Here is a 14,917-nt window from a genome sequence, read left to right on the forward strand (position 1 = left end):
CCTCTGGCACTTGGTGTCGGTCCTCACTGCCGAGGAAGCGACCGATTTCAGTACCGGCCGTACAGGGCCGGTCACAGTACGGCCCAGGATCGGCGACAGGCCAGCAGTGCCTTTCGCCAAGGGTCCGCGTTGGGAGATTCACGTGTCCGCTCTGTCATCACAGCCGCCTCTGTCCGTCATCCGAACGTCCCGGCCGCCCATCGCGATGGCGGCGGCCCGCACCGGCGGCGCCCGCCACGCCCGTCCGCTGGGCCTCTACGACACCTGGTGGACGGTCGGCGCCGCCGCCGTCGCCCTGTGCGCGGGCTGGGCCGCCACCGTGTGGGTCTCGATCCACCTCCAGGCGGACGCGTCCCTGCACACGGTCGCGCTCTTCGTGCACCTCGCCAGCCTCGTCCTCGGCTTCGGCGCCGTGCTCGTCGCCGACTACTACGGACTGCTGTGGATCACCGGCCGCACCACCCTGCGCGAGGCCCTCGGCAGCGCGGGCAAGCTCCACCTGCCCATCTGGGCCGGTCTCGCCGGCCTGGTCCTGAGCGGCACCCTGCTCCACCCCAACCCCTCGGCCACGCTCACCGCGATCAAGCTGGCGTTCGTCCTCGTCCTGAGCCTCAACGGTCTCCAGGCGGGCATGCTCAACAAGCACATGGCCCGGCAGTCCGCCGGTGAGCCGTCGCCGCGCGTGCTGGCCTGGGGCGGGGCCACCGCGATGATCTCCCAGGTCTGCTGGTGGGGCGCCGTGGTCATCGGCTTTATCAACACCACCAGCCACTGAGTGGCCCCGGCCGCCACGGCCGGTGTTCTGTCCGGGCAGGGCCGCTGCCACCGTCGACGACGGTGGCAGCGGCCCTGCCCGTTCGGCTACCCGGCGGCATGCCCGGAGCCGCCGAGCGGCGGCTCCGTCAGCAGTGGCCTCCCGGGGCCGCGCAACACCCCGATGGCCACGGTCGGTGAGACGAGCCCGGTCACCGGGGCGGAAAGAGTCAGGACGTCGAAGAGGGCCCGGCACGTGGCGGCCCGCCCCGTCGCGGTGAGCATCAGCCGGTCCATGTACCCGCGCAGGAGCGTGGTCGCCGCAGGGGGCCGCCGACCCGTGGTGCCGGGGTAGAGGATGTCCTGCGCGACGGCCAGGTCCCAGGGCCCCTGGACGAGCCGGCCGATGGCGCGCTGCACGTCGCGGGCGACGTCCGGGGCGAGCCCCCGGGCGCGAACCGTCTCGCGGAGCAGGGCGGCACCTTGTGCGGCGACGGACATGCCCTGGCCGTAGAGGGGGTTGTACGCGGCGACGGCATCACCCAGGACGACGAAACCGGCGGGCCAGGCCGTCGCCTTCTCGTAGAGGCGGCGCCGGTTGACGGTGCTGTGGGTGACGTGGACGTCGGTCAGCGGCCGTGCGCGGGCGATGAGGTCGCCGACGAGGGGATGGCGCACCTGCCGGGCGAAGGGCACGAACTCGTCCGCGGAGTTGGGTGGTTGGCCCCCGCGCGTGCCGGAGAGCGTGACCAGCCAGCGGCCGTCCTCGACCGGCAGGAGCGTGGCGGACTGCCCCGGGACGGGCCGGCGCGGGTCGGGCTGGATTCCTATGACGGGGAATCCCCCGGTACCCGCGGGCGCTTCGAAGATCCGGGTGGCATAGGCGAGACCGGAGTCGACCGCGTGCTCGGGAACCGCCGGCAGCCCGAGACCGGCCAGCCACCGCGGGGCGGAGGACCCGCGGCCGGTGGCGTCGACGACAAGGTCGGCTTCGAGACGGGTCTCGGTGCCGTGCGCGTCACGGACGACCGCGCCGGTGACCCGCCGGGCGTCGCCCGTGAGCCGGACCGCCTCCGCGCCGTCGACGAGGGAGACCGCGGGGAGGGCGAGGGTCTGCCGGCGCACGACGTGGTCGAGGAGGTCACGGGAGCAGACGATCATGTACTGCATCTCGGGCCAGCGCCTCAGCCAGCCCTGCGCGGTGAAGGTGACCAGCCCGGTGGGGAGGGGGACACGGCGCGCCCCCGCCCTGAGCCACCGGTCGTGGGTTCCGGGCAGCAGGCTCTCGACGGCGCGGGCGCCGCCGGAGTACAGCAGATGGGCGTGGCGTGCCTGGGGGAGGCCCCGCCGGGGCGAAGCGGTGTCCGGGAGACGGTCGCGTTCGACGACGGTGACGGTCGCCGCCCGGTCGGCGAGGGCCGCGGCGGCGAGCATGCCGGCCAGGCCTCCGCCCAGGACGACAGCGCTGCCGGTGCGGCCGGGGGAGATCGTCATGGGCGTGGCTCCTGCGGCGGTGACGGTGGCTGGTGTGGAGGGGGAACGGCTCAGCCGCCGCAGGCGGCGACCAGCTCCGCGGCCTCCTCAGTGATCGACCGGGCGAGCAGATCCAGGTCGGGCACGGCGACGGCGTCGGCGAGCAGGCCGTAGCAGATGCGGTCCTCGTAGGTGGTGATGCCCACGGCGAGGGACTGCCCGGGCGCGAGCGGGGCGAGCGGACAGGCCTCGCGGAGGCGGCTGTTCGCGAGCGTGAGGCCGTGGGAGCCGCGCAACGGGACGCTGGAGACCAGCAGGTCGTAGAAGAGCCGGCCCGAGCGGGCGATCAGGCCGCCGCCGAAGAGGTGGCCGAAGGGCGGGATGACCTCGGCGAGCAGCGCGGCGGCGCCCGGCCCGCTGGCGGGCCCCGCCTGCTTGTTGCGGTCCATGACCTTGCGCACCGCGCGCAGCCGGGCGAGGGGATCGGCCTCGTCGACGGGGAGCCGGACCAGATAGCCGGAGAGCCGGTTGCCCGAGGCGCCCGGATTGTCCGGGTCGCGCAGCGACACGGGGACGAGGGCGCGGGGACGTACGCCGTCGCTGCCGTCGCCGCGCTTGTCGAGCCAGCGCCGCAGACCGCCCGCGACCACGGCCAGGAGGACGTCGTTGACCGTGCCGCCCGTGGCCTCGCGGACGCGGTTCACATCGCGCAGGTCGACGGTCGCACCGTCGGCGCGGCGAGCGCCGGTGGCGCGGGAGACGAGGGCGGGCGAGGAGCGCACGTCCAGCGCGGCACGGGCCATGGCGGAGCCGATGGCCAGGGCCCGTCCGGCGTCGCCGACGGCGCCGCGCACCAGACCGGGCAGCTCACGCGGATCGGGCAGGCGCAGAGCGGAGCCGTTCCGCTCCGTCCGCGGCGCTTCGGCCGCGGCGGGTGCCTCATGAGCGGCGGGGTCCAGGAGCGACAGGACGTACGACGCCGCGCGCATGCCGTCCGCGTGGGCGTGGTGGAACGTGAACAGCACGGCGAAGGACGTGCCGTCCGCGCCGGGCAGCACGTGCGCGGCCCACGGCGGCCGCTCCCGGTCCAGGGGCTGCTGCATCAGCGCCCCGGCGGCCGCGAAGAAGTCCCGCACCGGCGCGGTGAGATGGACGTGGTCCGACGGGTCGTAGCCGGGGGCGACATGGCGTGCGGCCGCGCCGACGGGGAGGAGGACGGGGCGGATACGGGTGTTCAGCCCCGGCACGCGGGCAGCGCGGTCCGCGAGCAGCCCGGCGGCACGCCGGGCGGCGTCCGGGGTGTCGGCGTCGAAGACGGCGAGCCCGCCCATGTGCAGGGGATGACCGGCGGACTCGATGTTCCAGAAGGCGAGGTCGAGCGGCGTGAGCGGTTCGGGGGTCACTTCAGGGGTCACGGGGTCTCCGGGATCACGGGGCCTCGACGTGCTCGCGCGTCGGGTGGGCCGGGGGACGGCGCTGCTGGACGTAAGCGAGCAGAAGTCAATCGCCGTCGGTCGACTACGGTCAAGTGCGATCTGGATACGCTCCGTTAACGACGTGTGAAGGCCCACGGATTTCAGCCCCTCCCAAGCCCCCTTGACGGCCCCCCTTCCTCGGGTAACCCGCCGCCGACCACCGCATCGGCCCCGCACGGGAGTTGTCCGGATCGGGACCCCTGCCGGGCGGGTAGCGCCCCGAAGGGGCGCGAGGAACTGCGCGACCGGCCACGACGCGCCCGCGCATGACGTACCGGACCTCCAGCGAAGCGCTCACGCGGCCGGCACCACCCGCTGCCCCGGCCCGTTGTACGCGCCCAGCGGACGGATCAGCGCGTTGTGGGCCAGCTGCTCGGTGATGTGCGCCGTCCAGCCCGTGATGCGGCTCATCACGAAGACGGGGGTGAAGGACGGGATGTCGAACCCCATCAGGTGGTACGCGAGCCCCGCCGGATAGTCGAGGTTGGGGTGGATGCCCGTGCGGGCGGCCATCGCCTCGCGCAAGGCCGTGTGGAGGGCCGCCAGGCGGGCCGTCTCCGGGTCGGCCGACAGGGCGACGAGCCGGTCCGTGGCCCGCTGCATCAGCGGGACGCGGGAGTCCCCGCGCTTGTAGACACGGTGGCCGAAGCCCATGACCTTGCGCTTGCCGGCCAGCGCCGCCGCCAGCCACTCGCCGGCCCGCGCCGGGTCGCCGATCTCCTCCAGCGTCCGCATCACCGCCTCGTTGGCCCCGCCGTGCAGCGGCCCCTTGAGCGCGCCGACCGCGGCCGTCACCGCGCTGTAGAGGTCGGAAAGCGTGGACGTGACCACCCGTGCGGTGTACGTCGAGGCGTTGAAACTGTGCTCGGCGTACAGGATCAGGGAGACCTCGAAGCAGCGCACCACCTCCGGGTCCGGCACCTCGCCGAAGCACATGTGGAAAAAGTTCTCGGCGAGCCCCAGCGAGGCGTCGGGCGGGATCGGGTCGAGGCCGCGCCGCCTGCGGTGGTCGGCGGCGACGACCACCGGCAGCTTCGCCAGCAGCGCCAGGGACTTGGCGCGGTTGGCGGCCGGGCTGCCGTCGTCCTCGGCGGGGTCCTCCGCGCCGAACAGGCTGACGGCGGTCCGCAGCACGTCCATCGGGTGGCACGTCCGGGGCAGCCGGGCCAGCAGCTCCGCCGTCGTACGGCCCAGCGGCCGCAGGGCGCGCTCGCGCGCCCGGAACTCCCGCAGCTGCCCGGCGTCGGGGAGCTCGCCGTGCCACAGCAAGTGGGCGACCTCCTCGAACGAACGGCGGTCGGCCAGCTCCTGGACCGGATAGCCCCGGTACGTCAGGGAGTTGCTCTCCTCGATGACCGTGGAGATGGCCGTGGTGTCGACGACCACCCCGGCCAGCCCGCGGTGGATGCTGAGCGTCATGGGAAACCTCCGGGGATCGGGTCAGGCGCCGGGCGGGAGCGTGAAGTCGAAGACCGACGCGTCGAAGGCCGTGTACTCCTCGTAGCCGAGGAGCTCGTACAGCCGCGACCGCGTCTGCATCCGGGGGAGCAGGGACTCCTGGGTCCCCTCGGCGGCCAGCGTCCGCAGACCGTCCTCGACGGCGCCCATGGCCAGGCGCAGCAGGGTGACCGGGTACAGGGCGATGTTGTAGCCGAGGTCCTGGAGCGTACGGGCGTCCAGCAGCCGGCCCTTGCCGAACTCGGTCATGTTGGCGAGCAGGGGGACGTCCACGGCCGCGCGGAACGCCTCGAACTCCCGCTCGTCCACGAGGGCCTCGGGGAAGACGGCGTCGGCGCCGGCGTCCACGTACGCCTTGGCACGGTCGATCGCCGCGGCCAGGCCCTCCACGGCGCGGGCGTCGGTGCGGGCCATCAGCAGGAAGCCCGGGTCCCGGCGGGCGTCGGCGGCGGCGCGCACCCGCCGTGCCATGTCCTCGCGGGACACGACCGCCTTGCCGTCGAGGTGCCCGCACCGCTTGGGGTTCACCTGGTCCTCCAGGTGGAGCCCCGCCAGGCCCGCGTCCTCCATCAGCTGGACGGTCCGGGCGGCGTTGAGCGGACCGCCGAAGCCGGTGTCCGCGTCGATGAGGGCGGGCAGGTCGGTGACGCGGCAGATCTGCTGGGCGCGGGCGGCCAGTTCGGTCGTGGTGGTGAGCCCGATGTCCGGCAGGCCGAGGTCGGCGGAGAGCACGGCCCCGGAGAGGTAGACGGCGTCGAAGCCGGTCTCCTGGATCAGGCGTGCCGAGAGCGGGTTGACCGCGCCCGGTACGCGCAGCAGCCGCCCGGAGGCGAGCCGCTCGCGGAAGGCGCGGCGCCGCTCGGCGGGGGTGGTGCGGGTGTGCAGCATCAGAACAGCCCCTTGGGCAGCCCGGCGTCGTACGCGGCGAGGGCGGCGGTGTCGACGGCGGGGAACAGCCCGTCCAGGCCGGCCGCGTCCAGCTCGGCCAGCCGTCCGGCGGTCTCCAGGAAGCGGTCCTGGTCCTTCGGCCCGACGCGGCCCTCGGCGAGGGTGCGGAACTTGGCGGCGTAGTCCGCGCGGCCGAAGGGCCGGGCCCCGGCGGGGTGGGCGTCGGCGACGGCCAGCTCGTCCTCGACGACCGTGCCGTCGGTGAGGGTGACCACCGCGCGGCCGCCGAACGCACGGCGCCCCGGGTCCGGGTCGTGGTAGCGGCGGGTCCACTCCGGGTCCTCCACCGTCGAGATCCTCCGCCACAGCGCGACGGTCTCCGGCCGGCGGGCGCGCTCGGGCGCGTAGGAGCGCTCGTGGTGCCAGGCGCCGTCCTCCAGGGCGACGGCGAAGATGTACGGCACGGAGTGGTCCAGTGTCTCCCGGGCGGCCCCGGGGTCGTACTTCTGCGGGTCGCCGGACCCGGAGCCGATCACCCGGTGGGTGTGGTGGCTGGTGTGGAGGACGATCCGCTCGACGCGCTCCGGCGGCCCGATCCGCGGGCCCAGCCGCCGGGCGAGGTCGATGACGGCCTGCGCCTGGTACTCGGCGGAGTGCTCCTTGGTGTACGTCTCCAGGATGCCGCGCAGGGCCTCCCCGGGCTCCGGCAGCGCGACGGTGTACTCGGCGTCCGGGCCGCCCAGCATCCAGGCGAGGAAACCGTCCTCGCCCTCGTAGACCGGCGAGGGCGAGCCCTCGCCGCGCATCGCGCGGTCCACGGCCTCGACCGCCGCCTTCCCGGCGAACGCCGGCGCGAACGCCTTCCAGCTGGAGATCTCGCCCTTGCGGGACTGCCGGGTGGCGGTCGTGGTGTGCACCGCCTGCTGCACGGCCTGGTACACCGTCTCCGTGGGCAGCCGCAGCATCGCCCCGAGGCCGCAGACGGCGGCCGCGCCCAGGTGGGCCACGTGGTCGACGCGGTGCTCGTGCAGGCAGACACCCTTGACGAGGGCGACGTGCACCTCGTACGCGGCGATGACGCCACGCAGCAGGTCGGCGCCGGAGCGGCCGGTGTGCTGGGCGACGGCGAGCAGGGGCGGGATGTTGTCGCCGGGGTGGGAGTAGTCGGCGGCCAGGAACGTGTCGTGGAAGTCGAGCTCCCGGACGGCCGTGCCATTGGCCCAGGCCGCCCACTCCGGGGAGACCCGCGCCCCGGCCGGGGCCCCGAGGACGGAGGCGCCGGGCCGGGCGTGGTGGGGGAGGGCCTGCGACCGGGCGACGGCCACCGGGCGGCGCGCCAGGGAGGCGACGGCGACGGCGGTGTTGTCGACGACCCGGTTGACGGCCATCGCGGCGGCGTCGGGGTCGAGTTCGGGGGCGGCCGGGGTGGCGGTGGCGACGGCCGCGAGCCGCCAGGCGAGCTGCTCCTCGCGGGGCAGCGGGGCGGCGCTGGGGTGGACGCGTATCCGGTGGTCGATCACGGGACTCCTCGGGGAGGGCGCTTGGGCTTCCGCGACCGAGCCTGCCCGCTGCGCCCGCCGTCCGCGACGGCTCCACCGTGCGGAATCCGTACAGCCCCGAGCTGCGAATCCGCGAAAGCTGCGAAACATGCGGATGCTACTTTCGCAGCAGTGATCCGGGATCGGGGACCAGGGACTTCGAGGGGGCGGACGACATGGCGCGAACGGCGGGCCGGAAGATCTACGCGCACGCGAAACTGCGCCGGCTCCGCCGCGAGCACGGCCTCAATCAGGTGGAGCTCGCCCGCGAACTCGGTATCTCCACCAGCTATCTCAACCAGATCGAGCAGAACCAGCGGCCGCTCACCGCCTCCGTGCTGCTGCGGATCGCCCAGGTGCTGGGCGTCGACGCCGAGTTCTTCTCCGAGGCCGACGAGGAACGGCTCACCACCGACCTCCGGGCCGCCCTCGGCGACGAGGCGTGCGGCCCCGGGGCCCCGCCGCCCGCCGAGGAGATCGCCGAAGTCGCCCGCGACCACCCCGAGGTGGCCCGCGCCCTCGTCGCCCTCCACCGCCGCTACCGCGACGCCGCCGAACGTACCGCCGCCCTGGCCGCCCCCGGCGACACCACCGCCCTGCCGCCCGCCGAACTCCACGACGAGGTACGGGACTTCTTCTACGAGCATCACAACCACTTCGGCCCGCTCGACACCGCCGCCGAACGGACCGCGGCCGAACTGGGGATACGGCCCGGCCGCTCCGCCGAGGCGCTCACCGCCCGCCTCGCGGCACGGCACGGCGTCACGGTCGTCCAGGCGGCCCCCGCCCAGACGGCCGACGCCCGGCTCTTCGACCCCGACGCCGGACTGGTCTTCCTCTCGCCCTGGCTCAGCGACGGCCAACGGGCCTTCCAACTGGCCACCCAGCTTGCCCTCCTGGAACACGGCCCCTTGCTGGACGCCCTGGCCGACGACGCGGCCCTCTCTTCCCCGGACTCCGTCGCCCTGGCCCGCATCGGCCTGGCCGACTACTTCGCGGGCGCGCTCCTCATGCCGTACACGGCCTTCCACGCGGCGGCCGAGGAACTGCGCTACGACGTCGAACTGCTCGGCTCCCGCTTCGGCGTGGGCTTCGAGACCGTCTGCCACCGCCTCAGCACCCTCCAGCGGACGGGCCGGCGCGGCGTGCCCTTCTCGTTCCTGCGGGTGGACCGGGCCGGCAACATCTCCAAGCGGCAGTCGGCGACGGACTTCCACTTCTCCCGGCTGGGCGGGACGTGCCCGCTGTGGACGGTGTACGAGGCGTTCTCCGCGCCCGGGCGGATCCTCACACAGGTCGCGGAGATGCCCGACGGCAAACGGTACTTCTGGATAGCGCGAACCGTCACACGCGGCGGCTTCGGCCACCGGGCCGCGCGAGCGGACTTCGCCGTCGCCCTGGGCTGCGAACTCCGCCACGCGGGCCGGCTGGTCTACGCGGAGGGCATCGCCCTGGACGACCCACGGGCGGCCACCCCGATCGGCCTCGGATGCCGCATCTGCGAGCGCCGCGACTGCGCCCAGCGCGCGCGTCCACCGGCCGGTGGCCGACTCGCCGTCGACCCCGACCGGCGGACGAGGGTGCCGTATCCGGTGCTGGGTACCCACTGAGGGGCGCGGGGAACTACGCGACCAGCCACGACGGTCCGCAGCCGACCGACGGTACGTCGGCTCCGCAGCCTTTCGACCGTGCGTCGCTGGGGGGGGGGGGGCTGATCGCGCAGTTCCCCGCGCCCCTGGCGGGGCGAACCCCGCACGTCAGCGGTGCCGAAACTCCGGCTTCCGCTTCTCCGTGAACGCCGCCATCCCTTCCTTCTGGTCCGCGACGGCGAACACCGCGTGGAAGACGCGCCGTTCGAACCGCACGCCCTCCGCGAGCGTCGTCTCGAACGCCCGGTTGACCGCCTCCTTCGCCATCATGGCGACCGGCGCGGACATCCCGGCGACGGTCTCGGCGACGGACAGCGCCTCCGCGAGGAGCTCGTCCGCCGGGACGATCCGGGAGACCAGGCCCGCCCGCTCGGCCTCGGTCGCGTCCATGGTGCGCCCGGTCAGGCACAGCTCCATCGCCTTGGCCTTGCCGACGGCCCGGGTCAGCCGCTGCGAGCCGCCGATGCCGGGGATCACCCCGAGCTTGATCTCCGGCTGCCCGAAGACGGCGGTGTCGGCGGCCAGCAGGATGTCGCAGAGCATGGCGAGTTCGCAGCCGCCGCCCAGCGCGTAGCCGGAGACGGCCGCGACGGTCGGGGTGCGGAGGGCGCCGAGCCGGTCCCAGGCGGTGAACCAGTCGTTGAGGTACATGTCCATGTACCCCTGCGGCTGCATCTCCTTGATGTCGGCACCGGCGGCGAACGCCTTCGCCGAGCCGGTGAGGACGATACAGCCGACGTCCGGGTCACGGTCGAGGGCTTCGGTGGCCTCGACGACCTCGTTCATCACCTGGAGGTTGAGGGCGTTGAGGGCCTTGGGGCGGTTGAGAGTGACAAGGGCGACCCGGCCCTTGCGCTCGACGAGGATGGTCTCGTACGTCTTGTACGTCTCGTACGCGGTGGTCATCAGGAAGCCGTCTCGTTTCGTTCGTCGCGCTGCCGGATCGTCCGGATGATCCCGGAGAAGTCCTCCGTCGCCCCGGCGCCCGCGGCGAACTCCGCGTACCGCTTCGCCGCCTCGATCCCGAAGGCGGAGTCGATCCCGCTCGCGCGGAGCGCGTCGGCGGCGAGGCCGAGGTCCTTGGCCATCAGGGGGGCCGCGAAGCCGGGCCGGTAGTCGCGGTTGGCCGGGCTGGCCGGGACCGGGCCGGGCACCGGGCAGTTGCTGGTCAGCGACCAGCACTGGCCGGACGCCGTGGAGGCCACGTCGAAGAGGGCCTGGTGGGACAGGCCGAGGCTCTCGCCGAGGACGAAGGCCTCACTGACCGCGATCATCGAGATGCCGAGGATCATGTTGTTGCAGATCTTCGCCGCCTGCCCGGCGCCCGGGCCGCCGCAGTGCACGGTCTTCTTGCCCATGGCGGCGAGCAGCGGTTCGGCCCGGGCGAACTCGGCCTCGCCGCCACCGGCCATGAAGGTCAGCGTGCCTGCCTCGGCACCGGCCACGCCGCCGGAGACGGGCGCGTCCAGGGCGAGGTGGCCGGCCTCGAGCGCGGCCTCGTGGGCGGCGCGGGCGTCGGCGACGTCGATGGTGGAGCAGTCGATGAAGAGCGTGCCGGGCGCGGCCGCGGCGAGGAGCCCCTCGTCCCGGTAGAGGGCGAGGACGTGCCGTCCGGCGGGCAGCATGGTGATCACCACGTCCGCGCCGGCGGCGGCGTCCGCCGCCGAGGCCGCGGCCTCGACACCGGCGGTCACGGCCGCCTTGAGGGACTCGGCCACCAGGTCGTAGCCGCGCACCCGGTGCCCGGCCTTGACGAGGTTGGCGGCCATCGGGCCGCCCATGTGGCCGAGGCCGACGAATCCGACGGTCAGGGGAGTGCTGCTGCTCATCACGACACCTCCTGGGTAAGGGCGAGTTCCCGCTCGCCCAGCGGTGCGAAGAACCGGGCGACGTCCGCCTCGCCCACCTCGGCGAGCGTGGCGGGGGACCAGCGGGGGCTGCGGTCCTTGTCGATGACCTGGGCGCGGATGCCCTCCACCAGGTCCGGCGCGGCCAGGGCCGCACATGAGACGCGGTACTCCTGCTCCAGCACCCGCTCCAGCGGGCCGAGCCCCGGGACGGCGCGCAGCGCGGCGAGGGTGACCTTGAGCGCGGTGGGGGACTTGGCGAGGATCGTCTCGGCGGCCTGTTTGGCGGCCGGGGTGCCGTAGCCCTGGAGCCGCTCGACGATCTCCTCGACGGTGCCGGCGGCGTAGCAGGCGTCGATCCACTCGCGGTGAGCGGCCAGTTCGCCCCCGGGCGCCTCGGCGGTGTGCCGGGCGACGACCTCGTGGGCCGGCGCGTCGGCGAGCTCCGCGAGGAGCGCGGGCAGCCGGTCCGAGGGGACGAAGTGGTCGGCGAGGCCGCACAGCAGGGCGTCGGCGGCGCCCACCGCCTCGCCGGTCAGGGCGAGATGGGTGCCGAGCTCCCCGGGCGCCTTCGCCAGCAGATAGGTGCCGCCGACGTCGGGGACGAAGCCGATGCCGGTCTCGGGCATGGCCACCCGGGAGCGCTCGGTGACGATCCGTACGCCGCCGTGGGCGGAGACGCCGACGCCGCCGCCCATGACGATGCCGTCCATGACGGCCACATAGGGCTTGGGGTAACGGGCGATCCGGGCGTTGAGCCGGTACTCGTCTCGCCAGAAGTCCGCCGAGGCCGTGCCGCCGGAGCGGGCGTCCTCGTGGATCGAGCGGATGTCGCCGCCCGCGCACAGCCCGCGCTCGCCCGCGCCGGTGATCACGACGGTCCCGACGGCCGGGTCGTGCTCCCAGGCGGTGAGGGCCTCGTCGATCCGGGAGGCCATCGCGTGGGTGAGGGCGTTGAGGGCCTTGGGACGGTTGAGGACGATATGGGCGGCCCGGCCCTCGACCCGGAACAGTACGGAATCGTCGCTCATCGGCCCGCCCCCGTCAGGCCGCGGGCCACGATGAGGCGCATGATCTCGTTCGTCCCCTCCAGGATCCGGTGGACCCGCAGATCGCGGACGATCTTCTCGACGCCGTACTCGTTGAGGTAGCCGTAGCCGCCGTGGAGCTGCAGCGCCTGGTCGGCGACCTCGTACCCGGTGTCGGTGGCGAAACGCTTCGCCATGGCGCACAGCTGGGGTGCCTGGTCGTCGCCGCGGTCCAGCGCCTCGGCGGCCTGGCGGACCAGGGCGCGGGCGGCGGTCAGCTCGGTGGCCATGTCGGCGAGGCGGAAGCGCAGGGCCGGGGAGTCGATGAGGGGCTCCCCGAAGGCCTCCCGGTCGGCGAGGTAGGCCAGGCTGCGGTCGAGGGCGCTCTGGGCTCCGCCGAGGGAGCAGGCGGCGATGCCGAGCCGGCCGCCGTTGAGCCCGCTCATGGCGATGCGGAAGCCCTCGCCCTCGCCACCGAGCAGCCGGTCGGCGGGGATCCGGACGCCGTCGAGGATCACCTGGCGGGTGGGCTGGGCGTTCCAGCCCATCTTCTTCTCGTTGGGGCCGAAGGACAGGCCGGGGTCGTCGCGGTGGACGAGGAAGGCGGAGACGCCGCGCGCCCCGGGGCCGCCGGTGCGGGCCATGACGATGTAGACGTCGGTCGAGCCCGCGCCGGAGATGAACTGCTTGACGCCGTCGAGGACGTACTCGTCGCCGTCGCGTTCGGCGCGGGTGGTCAGCGCGGCGGCGTCGGAGCCGGCGCCCGGCTCGGTGAGGCAGTAGCTGCCGAGGGTCTCCATCGAGCACAGGCCGGGCAGGTAGCGGGCGCGCTGGGCGTCGTCGCCGTAGTGGTCGATCATCCAGGCGACCATGTTGTGGATGGAGAAGTAGCCGGCGACGGAGGGGCAGCCCGTGGCCAGGCTCTCGAAGACGAGGACGCCGTCGGCGCGGGTGAGGCCGGAGCCGCCGGACTCCTCGCGGACGTAGACGCCGCCGAGGCCGAGATCGGCGCCCTTGCGGAGCACGTCGACGGGGAAGTGCTTGTCGCGGTCCCAGTCGACGGCGTTCGGGGCGAGGTGCTCGCGGGCGAAGTCGAGGGTGGTCTCGGCTATGGCGCGCTGGTCCTCGGTGAGGAAGAGGGTCGTCATGGCGGTCAGCCCATCGTCGGGATCGTGAAGCTCGCGCCCTCCTTGACCCCCGAGGGCCAGCGCGAGGTGACGGTCTTGGTGCGGGTGTAGAAGCGGATGGCGTCGGGGCCGTGCTGGTTGAGATCGCCGAAGCCGGACCGCTTCCAGCCGCCGAAGGTGTGGTAGGCGACGGGCACGGGGATCGGGACGTTGACGCCGATCATGCCGGTGTCCACGCGGCGGGTGAAGTCGCGGGCGGTGTCCCCGTCGCGGGTGAAGATGGCGACGCCGTTGCCGAAGGGGTGCTCGCTGGGCAGCCGCAGGGCCTCGTCGTAGTCGGCGGCGCGGACCACCGACAGGACGGGGCCGAAGATCTCCTCCTGGTAGATCCGCATGTCCGGGGTGACCCGGTCGAAGAGGGTGGCGCCGGCGAAGAAACCTTTCTCGTGGCCCGGCAGGACGAAGTCCCGGCCGTCGACGACCAGTTCCGCGCCCTCCTCGACGCCCAGGTCCACATAGCCGCGCACCCGGTCGACGGCGTCCCGGCCGACGAGCGGGCCGAAGTCCGCCTCGGGGTCGTCGGAACGGCCGATGCGCAGCGTGCCGATGCGCTCCTTGAGCTTGGCGACGAGCGCGTCGGCGGTCTCCTCGCCGACGGGCACGGCCACGGAGATGGCCATGCAGCGCTCCCCGGCGGAGCCGTAGCCGGCGCCGATGAGGGCGTCGACGGCCTGGTCGAGGTCGGCGTCCGGCATCACGATCATGTGGTTCTTGGCGCCGCCGAAACACTGGGCGCGCTTGCCGTGGGCGGCGGCGGTGGCGTAGATGTGCGCGGCGATCGGGGTGGAGCCGACGAAGCCGACGGCGCCGACGCGCGGGTCCTCGAGGAGGGTGGTGACGGTCTCCTTGTCGCCGTTGACGACATTGAGGACGCCCGCCGGAAGGCCCGCCTCCAGGAACAGCTCCGCCAGCCGCAGCGGTACGGACGGGTCGCGCTCGGAGGGCTTGAGGATGAAGGAATTGCCGCAGGCGATCGCGGGGGCGGCCTTCCACAGCGGGATCATCGCGGGGAAGTTGAACGGGGTGATGCCGGCGGCGACGCCGATCGGGCGGCGCAGGGAGTGGACGTCGATGCCGGTGCCGGCGTTGTCCGTGAACTCGCCCTTGAGCAGATGCGGAATGCCCGCGGCGAACTCCACGACCTCCAGGCCGCGCTGGATGTCGCCGTGGGCGTCGGCGATCGTCTTGCCGTGCTCGGCGGACAGCAGCCGGGCCAGCGCGTCCTTCTCGCCCTCGATCAGCTGGAGGAAGCGCAGCAGGACCCGGGCCCGGCGCTGGGGGTTCCACTCACCCCACTCGCGCTGGGCGCGGACCGCGTCGGCGATGGCCGCCTCGGTCTCCGCGCGGTTCGCCAGGGGGACCCGGGCCTGGATCTCGCCGGTGTTGGGGTCGTACACATCGCCGAAGACCCCCGATGTTCCCGGGGTGTGCTTTCCGCCGATGAAATGGGTCAGTTCACGGACCATGGAAGCCTGCTCTCATCAGGTGAGATCCGGGGACAGGCACGGCGGGGCCGCGGGCGCGCGCCCTTGTGGGGCGCGGTCCGTCCTGTCCGTCCTCGTGGTGCACCCGAACATATAGTTGGACGTCCTACTAAGTCCAGAGTCGAAAAAACGTGCGG

The 14,917-nt window shown here is 73.6% G+C and carries 12 protein-coding genes; 2 read left to right on the plus strand and 10 right to left on the minus strand.

What is annotated here, in order from left to right:
- Window positions 1-142 precede the first annotated feature (142 nt).
- Complete coding sequence (locus ACFYZR_RS23945) at window positions 143-775, plus strand: hypothetical protein (protein WP_391913498.1); 633 nt, start codon at window positions 143-145, stop codon at window positions 773-775.
- Window positions 776-861: 86 nt separating this feature from the next.
- Here the strand turns inward: ACFYZR_RS23945 and ACFYZR_RS23950 are convergent, their stop codons facing one another.
- From ACFYZR_RS23950 to ACFYZR_RS23970, 5 genes are all read right to left on the minus strand, one after another.
- Window positions 862-2,247 (minus strand): NAD(P)/FAD-dependent oxidoreductase, encoded by a 1,386-nt coding sequence (locus tag ACFYZR_RS23950; protein WP_391913500.1) that lies wholly within the window; start codon window positions 2,245-2,247, stop codon window positions 862-864.
- Window positions 2,248-2,297: 50 nt separating this feature from the next.
- Entirely contained in the window at window positions 2,298-3,629 is a 1,332-nt protein-coding gene (locus ACFYZR_RS23955) for a wax ester/triacylglycerol synthase family O-acyltransferase (protein WP_391913779.1), read from the minus strand.
- Between the two features lie 366 nt (window positions 3,630-3,995).
- Complete coding sequence (locus ACFYZR_RS23960) at window positions 3,996-5,120, minus strand: bifunctional 2-methylcitrate synthase/citrate synthase (RefSeq protein WP_391913502.1); 1,125 nt, start codon at window positions 5,118-5,120, stop codon at window positions 3,996-3,998.
- A 21-nt stretch (window positions 5,121-5,141) separates the two neighbouring features.
- Window positions 5,142-6,047: a methylisocitrate lyase gene (gene prpB / locus ACFYZR_RS23965; RefSeq protein ID WP_391913504.1), complete on the minus strand. Its 906-nt coding sequence runs from the start codon at window positions 6,045-6,047 to the stop codon at window positions 5,142-5,144.
- On the minus strand, window positions 6,047-7,567 hold the full coding sequence (locus ACFYZR_RS23970) for an MmgE/PrpD family protein (protein ID WP_391913506.1): 1,521 nt from the start codon (window positions 7,565-7,567) through the stop codon (window positions 6,047-6,049). Before ACFYZR_RS23970 ends, prpB begins: the two co-directional genes overlap by 1 nt.
- Window positions 7,568-7,761: 194 nt before the next feature.
- Between ACFYZR_RS23970 and ACFYZR_RS23975 the strand changes: the two genes are divergently transcribed.
- Entirely contained in the window at window positions 7,762-9,195 is a 1,434-nt protein-coding gene (locus ACFYZR_RS23975) for a short-chain fatty acyl-CoA regulator family protein (protein WP_391913508.1), read from the plus strand.
- Between the two features lie 147 nt (window positions 9,196-9,342).
- Here the strand turns inward: ACFYZR_RS23975 and ACFYZR_RS23980 are convergent, their stop codons facing one another.
- The 5 genes from ACFYZR_RS23980 to ACFYZR_RS24000 are packed head-to-tail and all read right to left on the minus strand — an operon-like array spanning window position 9,343 to window position 14,762.
- A complete protein-coding gene (locus ACFYZR_RS23980; RefSeq protein WP_391913510.1) occupies window positions 9,343-10,140 on the minus strand; it encodes an enoyl-CoA hydratase in 798 nt (265 codons plus the stop codon).
- Complete coding sequence (gene mmsB, locus ACFYZR_RS23985; protein ID WP_391913512.1) at window positions 10,140-11,063, minus strand: 3-hydroxyisobutyrate dehydrogenase; 924 nt, start codon at window positions 11,061-11,063, stop codon at window positions 10,140-10,142. Before mmsB ends, ACFYZR_RS23980 begins: the two co-directional genes overlap by 1 nt.
- Window positions 11,063-12,112: an enoyl-CoA hydratase/isomerase family protein gene (locus ACFYZR_RS23990; protein ID WP_391913514.1), complete on the minus strand. Its 1,050-nt coding sequence runs from the start codon at window positions 12,110-12,112 to the stop codon at window positions 11,063-11,065. Before ACFYZR_RS23990 ends, mmsB begins: the two co-directional genes overlap by 1 nt.
- Entirely contained in the window at window positions 12,109-13,257 is a 1,149-nt protein-coding gene (locus tag ACFYZR_RS23995; protein WP_391913516.1) for an acyl-CoA dehydrogenase family protein, read from the minus strand. Before ACFYZR_RS23995 ends, ACFYZR_RS23990 begins: the two co-directional genes overlap by 4 nt.
- Window positions 13,258-13,262: 5 nt before the next feature.
- Window positions 13,263-14,762, minus strand: a complete 1,500-nt coding sequence (locus tag ACFYZR_RS24000) for a CoA-acylating methylmalonate-semialdehyde dehydrogenase (RefSeq protein WP_391913518.1) — start codon at window positions 14,760-14,762, stop codon at window positions 13,263-13,265.
- Window positions 14,763-14,917: the final 155 nt, after the last annotated feature.

Origin of the sequence: Streptomyces sp. NPDC001678 (genome assembly GCF_042892945.1) — a bacterium.
Taxonomy (GTDB): domain Bacteria; phylum Actinomycetota; class Actinomycetes; order Streptomycetales; family Streptomycetaceae; genus Streptomyces.

Bases quoted from the DNA above. Each gene is read 5' to 3' on its own strand.
- ACFYZR_RS23950 (WP_391913500.1), bottom strand. From the start codon at position 2,247: ATGACGATCTCCCCCGGCCGCACCGGCAGCGCTGTCGTCCTGGGCGGA.
- ACFYZR_RS23960 (WP_391913502.1), bottom strand. From the start codon at position 5,120: ATGACGCTCAGCATCCACCGCGGGCTGGCCGGGGTGGTCGTCGACACC.
- prpB (WP_391913504.1), bottom strand. From the start codon at position 6,047: ATGCTGCACACCCGCACCACCCCCGCCGAGCGGCGCCGCGCCTTCCGC.
- ACFYZR_RS23975 (WP_391913508.1), top strand. From the start codon at position 7,762: ATGGCGCGAACGGCGGGCCGGAAGATCTACGCGCACGCGAAACTGCGC.
- ACFYZR_RS23980 (WP_391913510.1), bottom strand. From the start codon at position 10,140: ATGACCACCGCGTACGAGACGTACAAGACGTACGAGACCATCCTCGTC.
- mmsB (WP_391913512.1), bottom strand. From the start codon at position 11,063: ATGAGCAGCAGCACTCCCCTGACCGTCGGATTCGTCGGCCTCGGCCAC.
- ACFYZR_RS23990 (WP_391913514.1), bottom strand. From the start codon at position 12,112: ATGAGCGACGATTCCGTACTGTTCCGGGTCGAGGGCCGGGCCGCCCAT.
- ACFYZR_RS23995 (WP_391913516.1), bottom strand. From the start codon at position 13,257: ATGACGACCCTCTTCCTCACCGAGGACCAGCGCGCCATAGCCGAGACC.
- ACFYZR_RS24000 (WP_391913518.1), bottom strand. From the start codon at position 14,762: ATGGTCCGTGAACTGACCCATTTCATCGGCGGAAAGCACACCCCGGGA.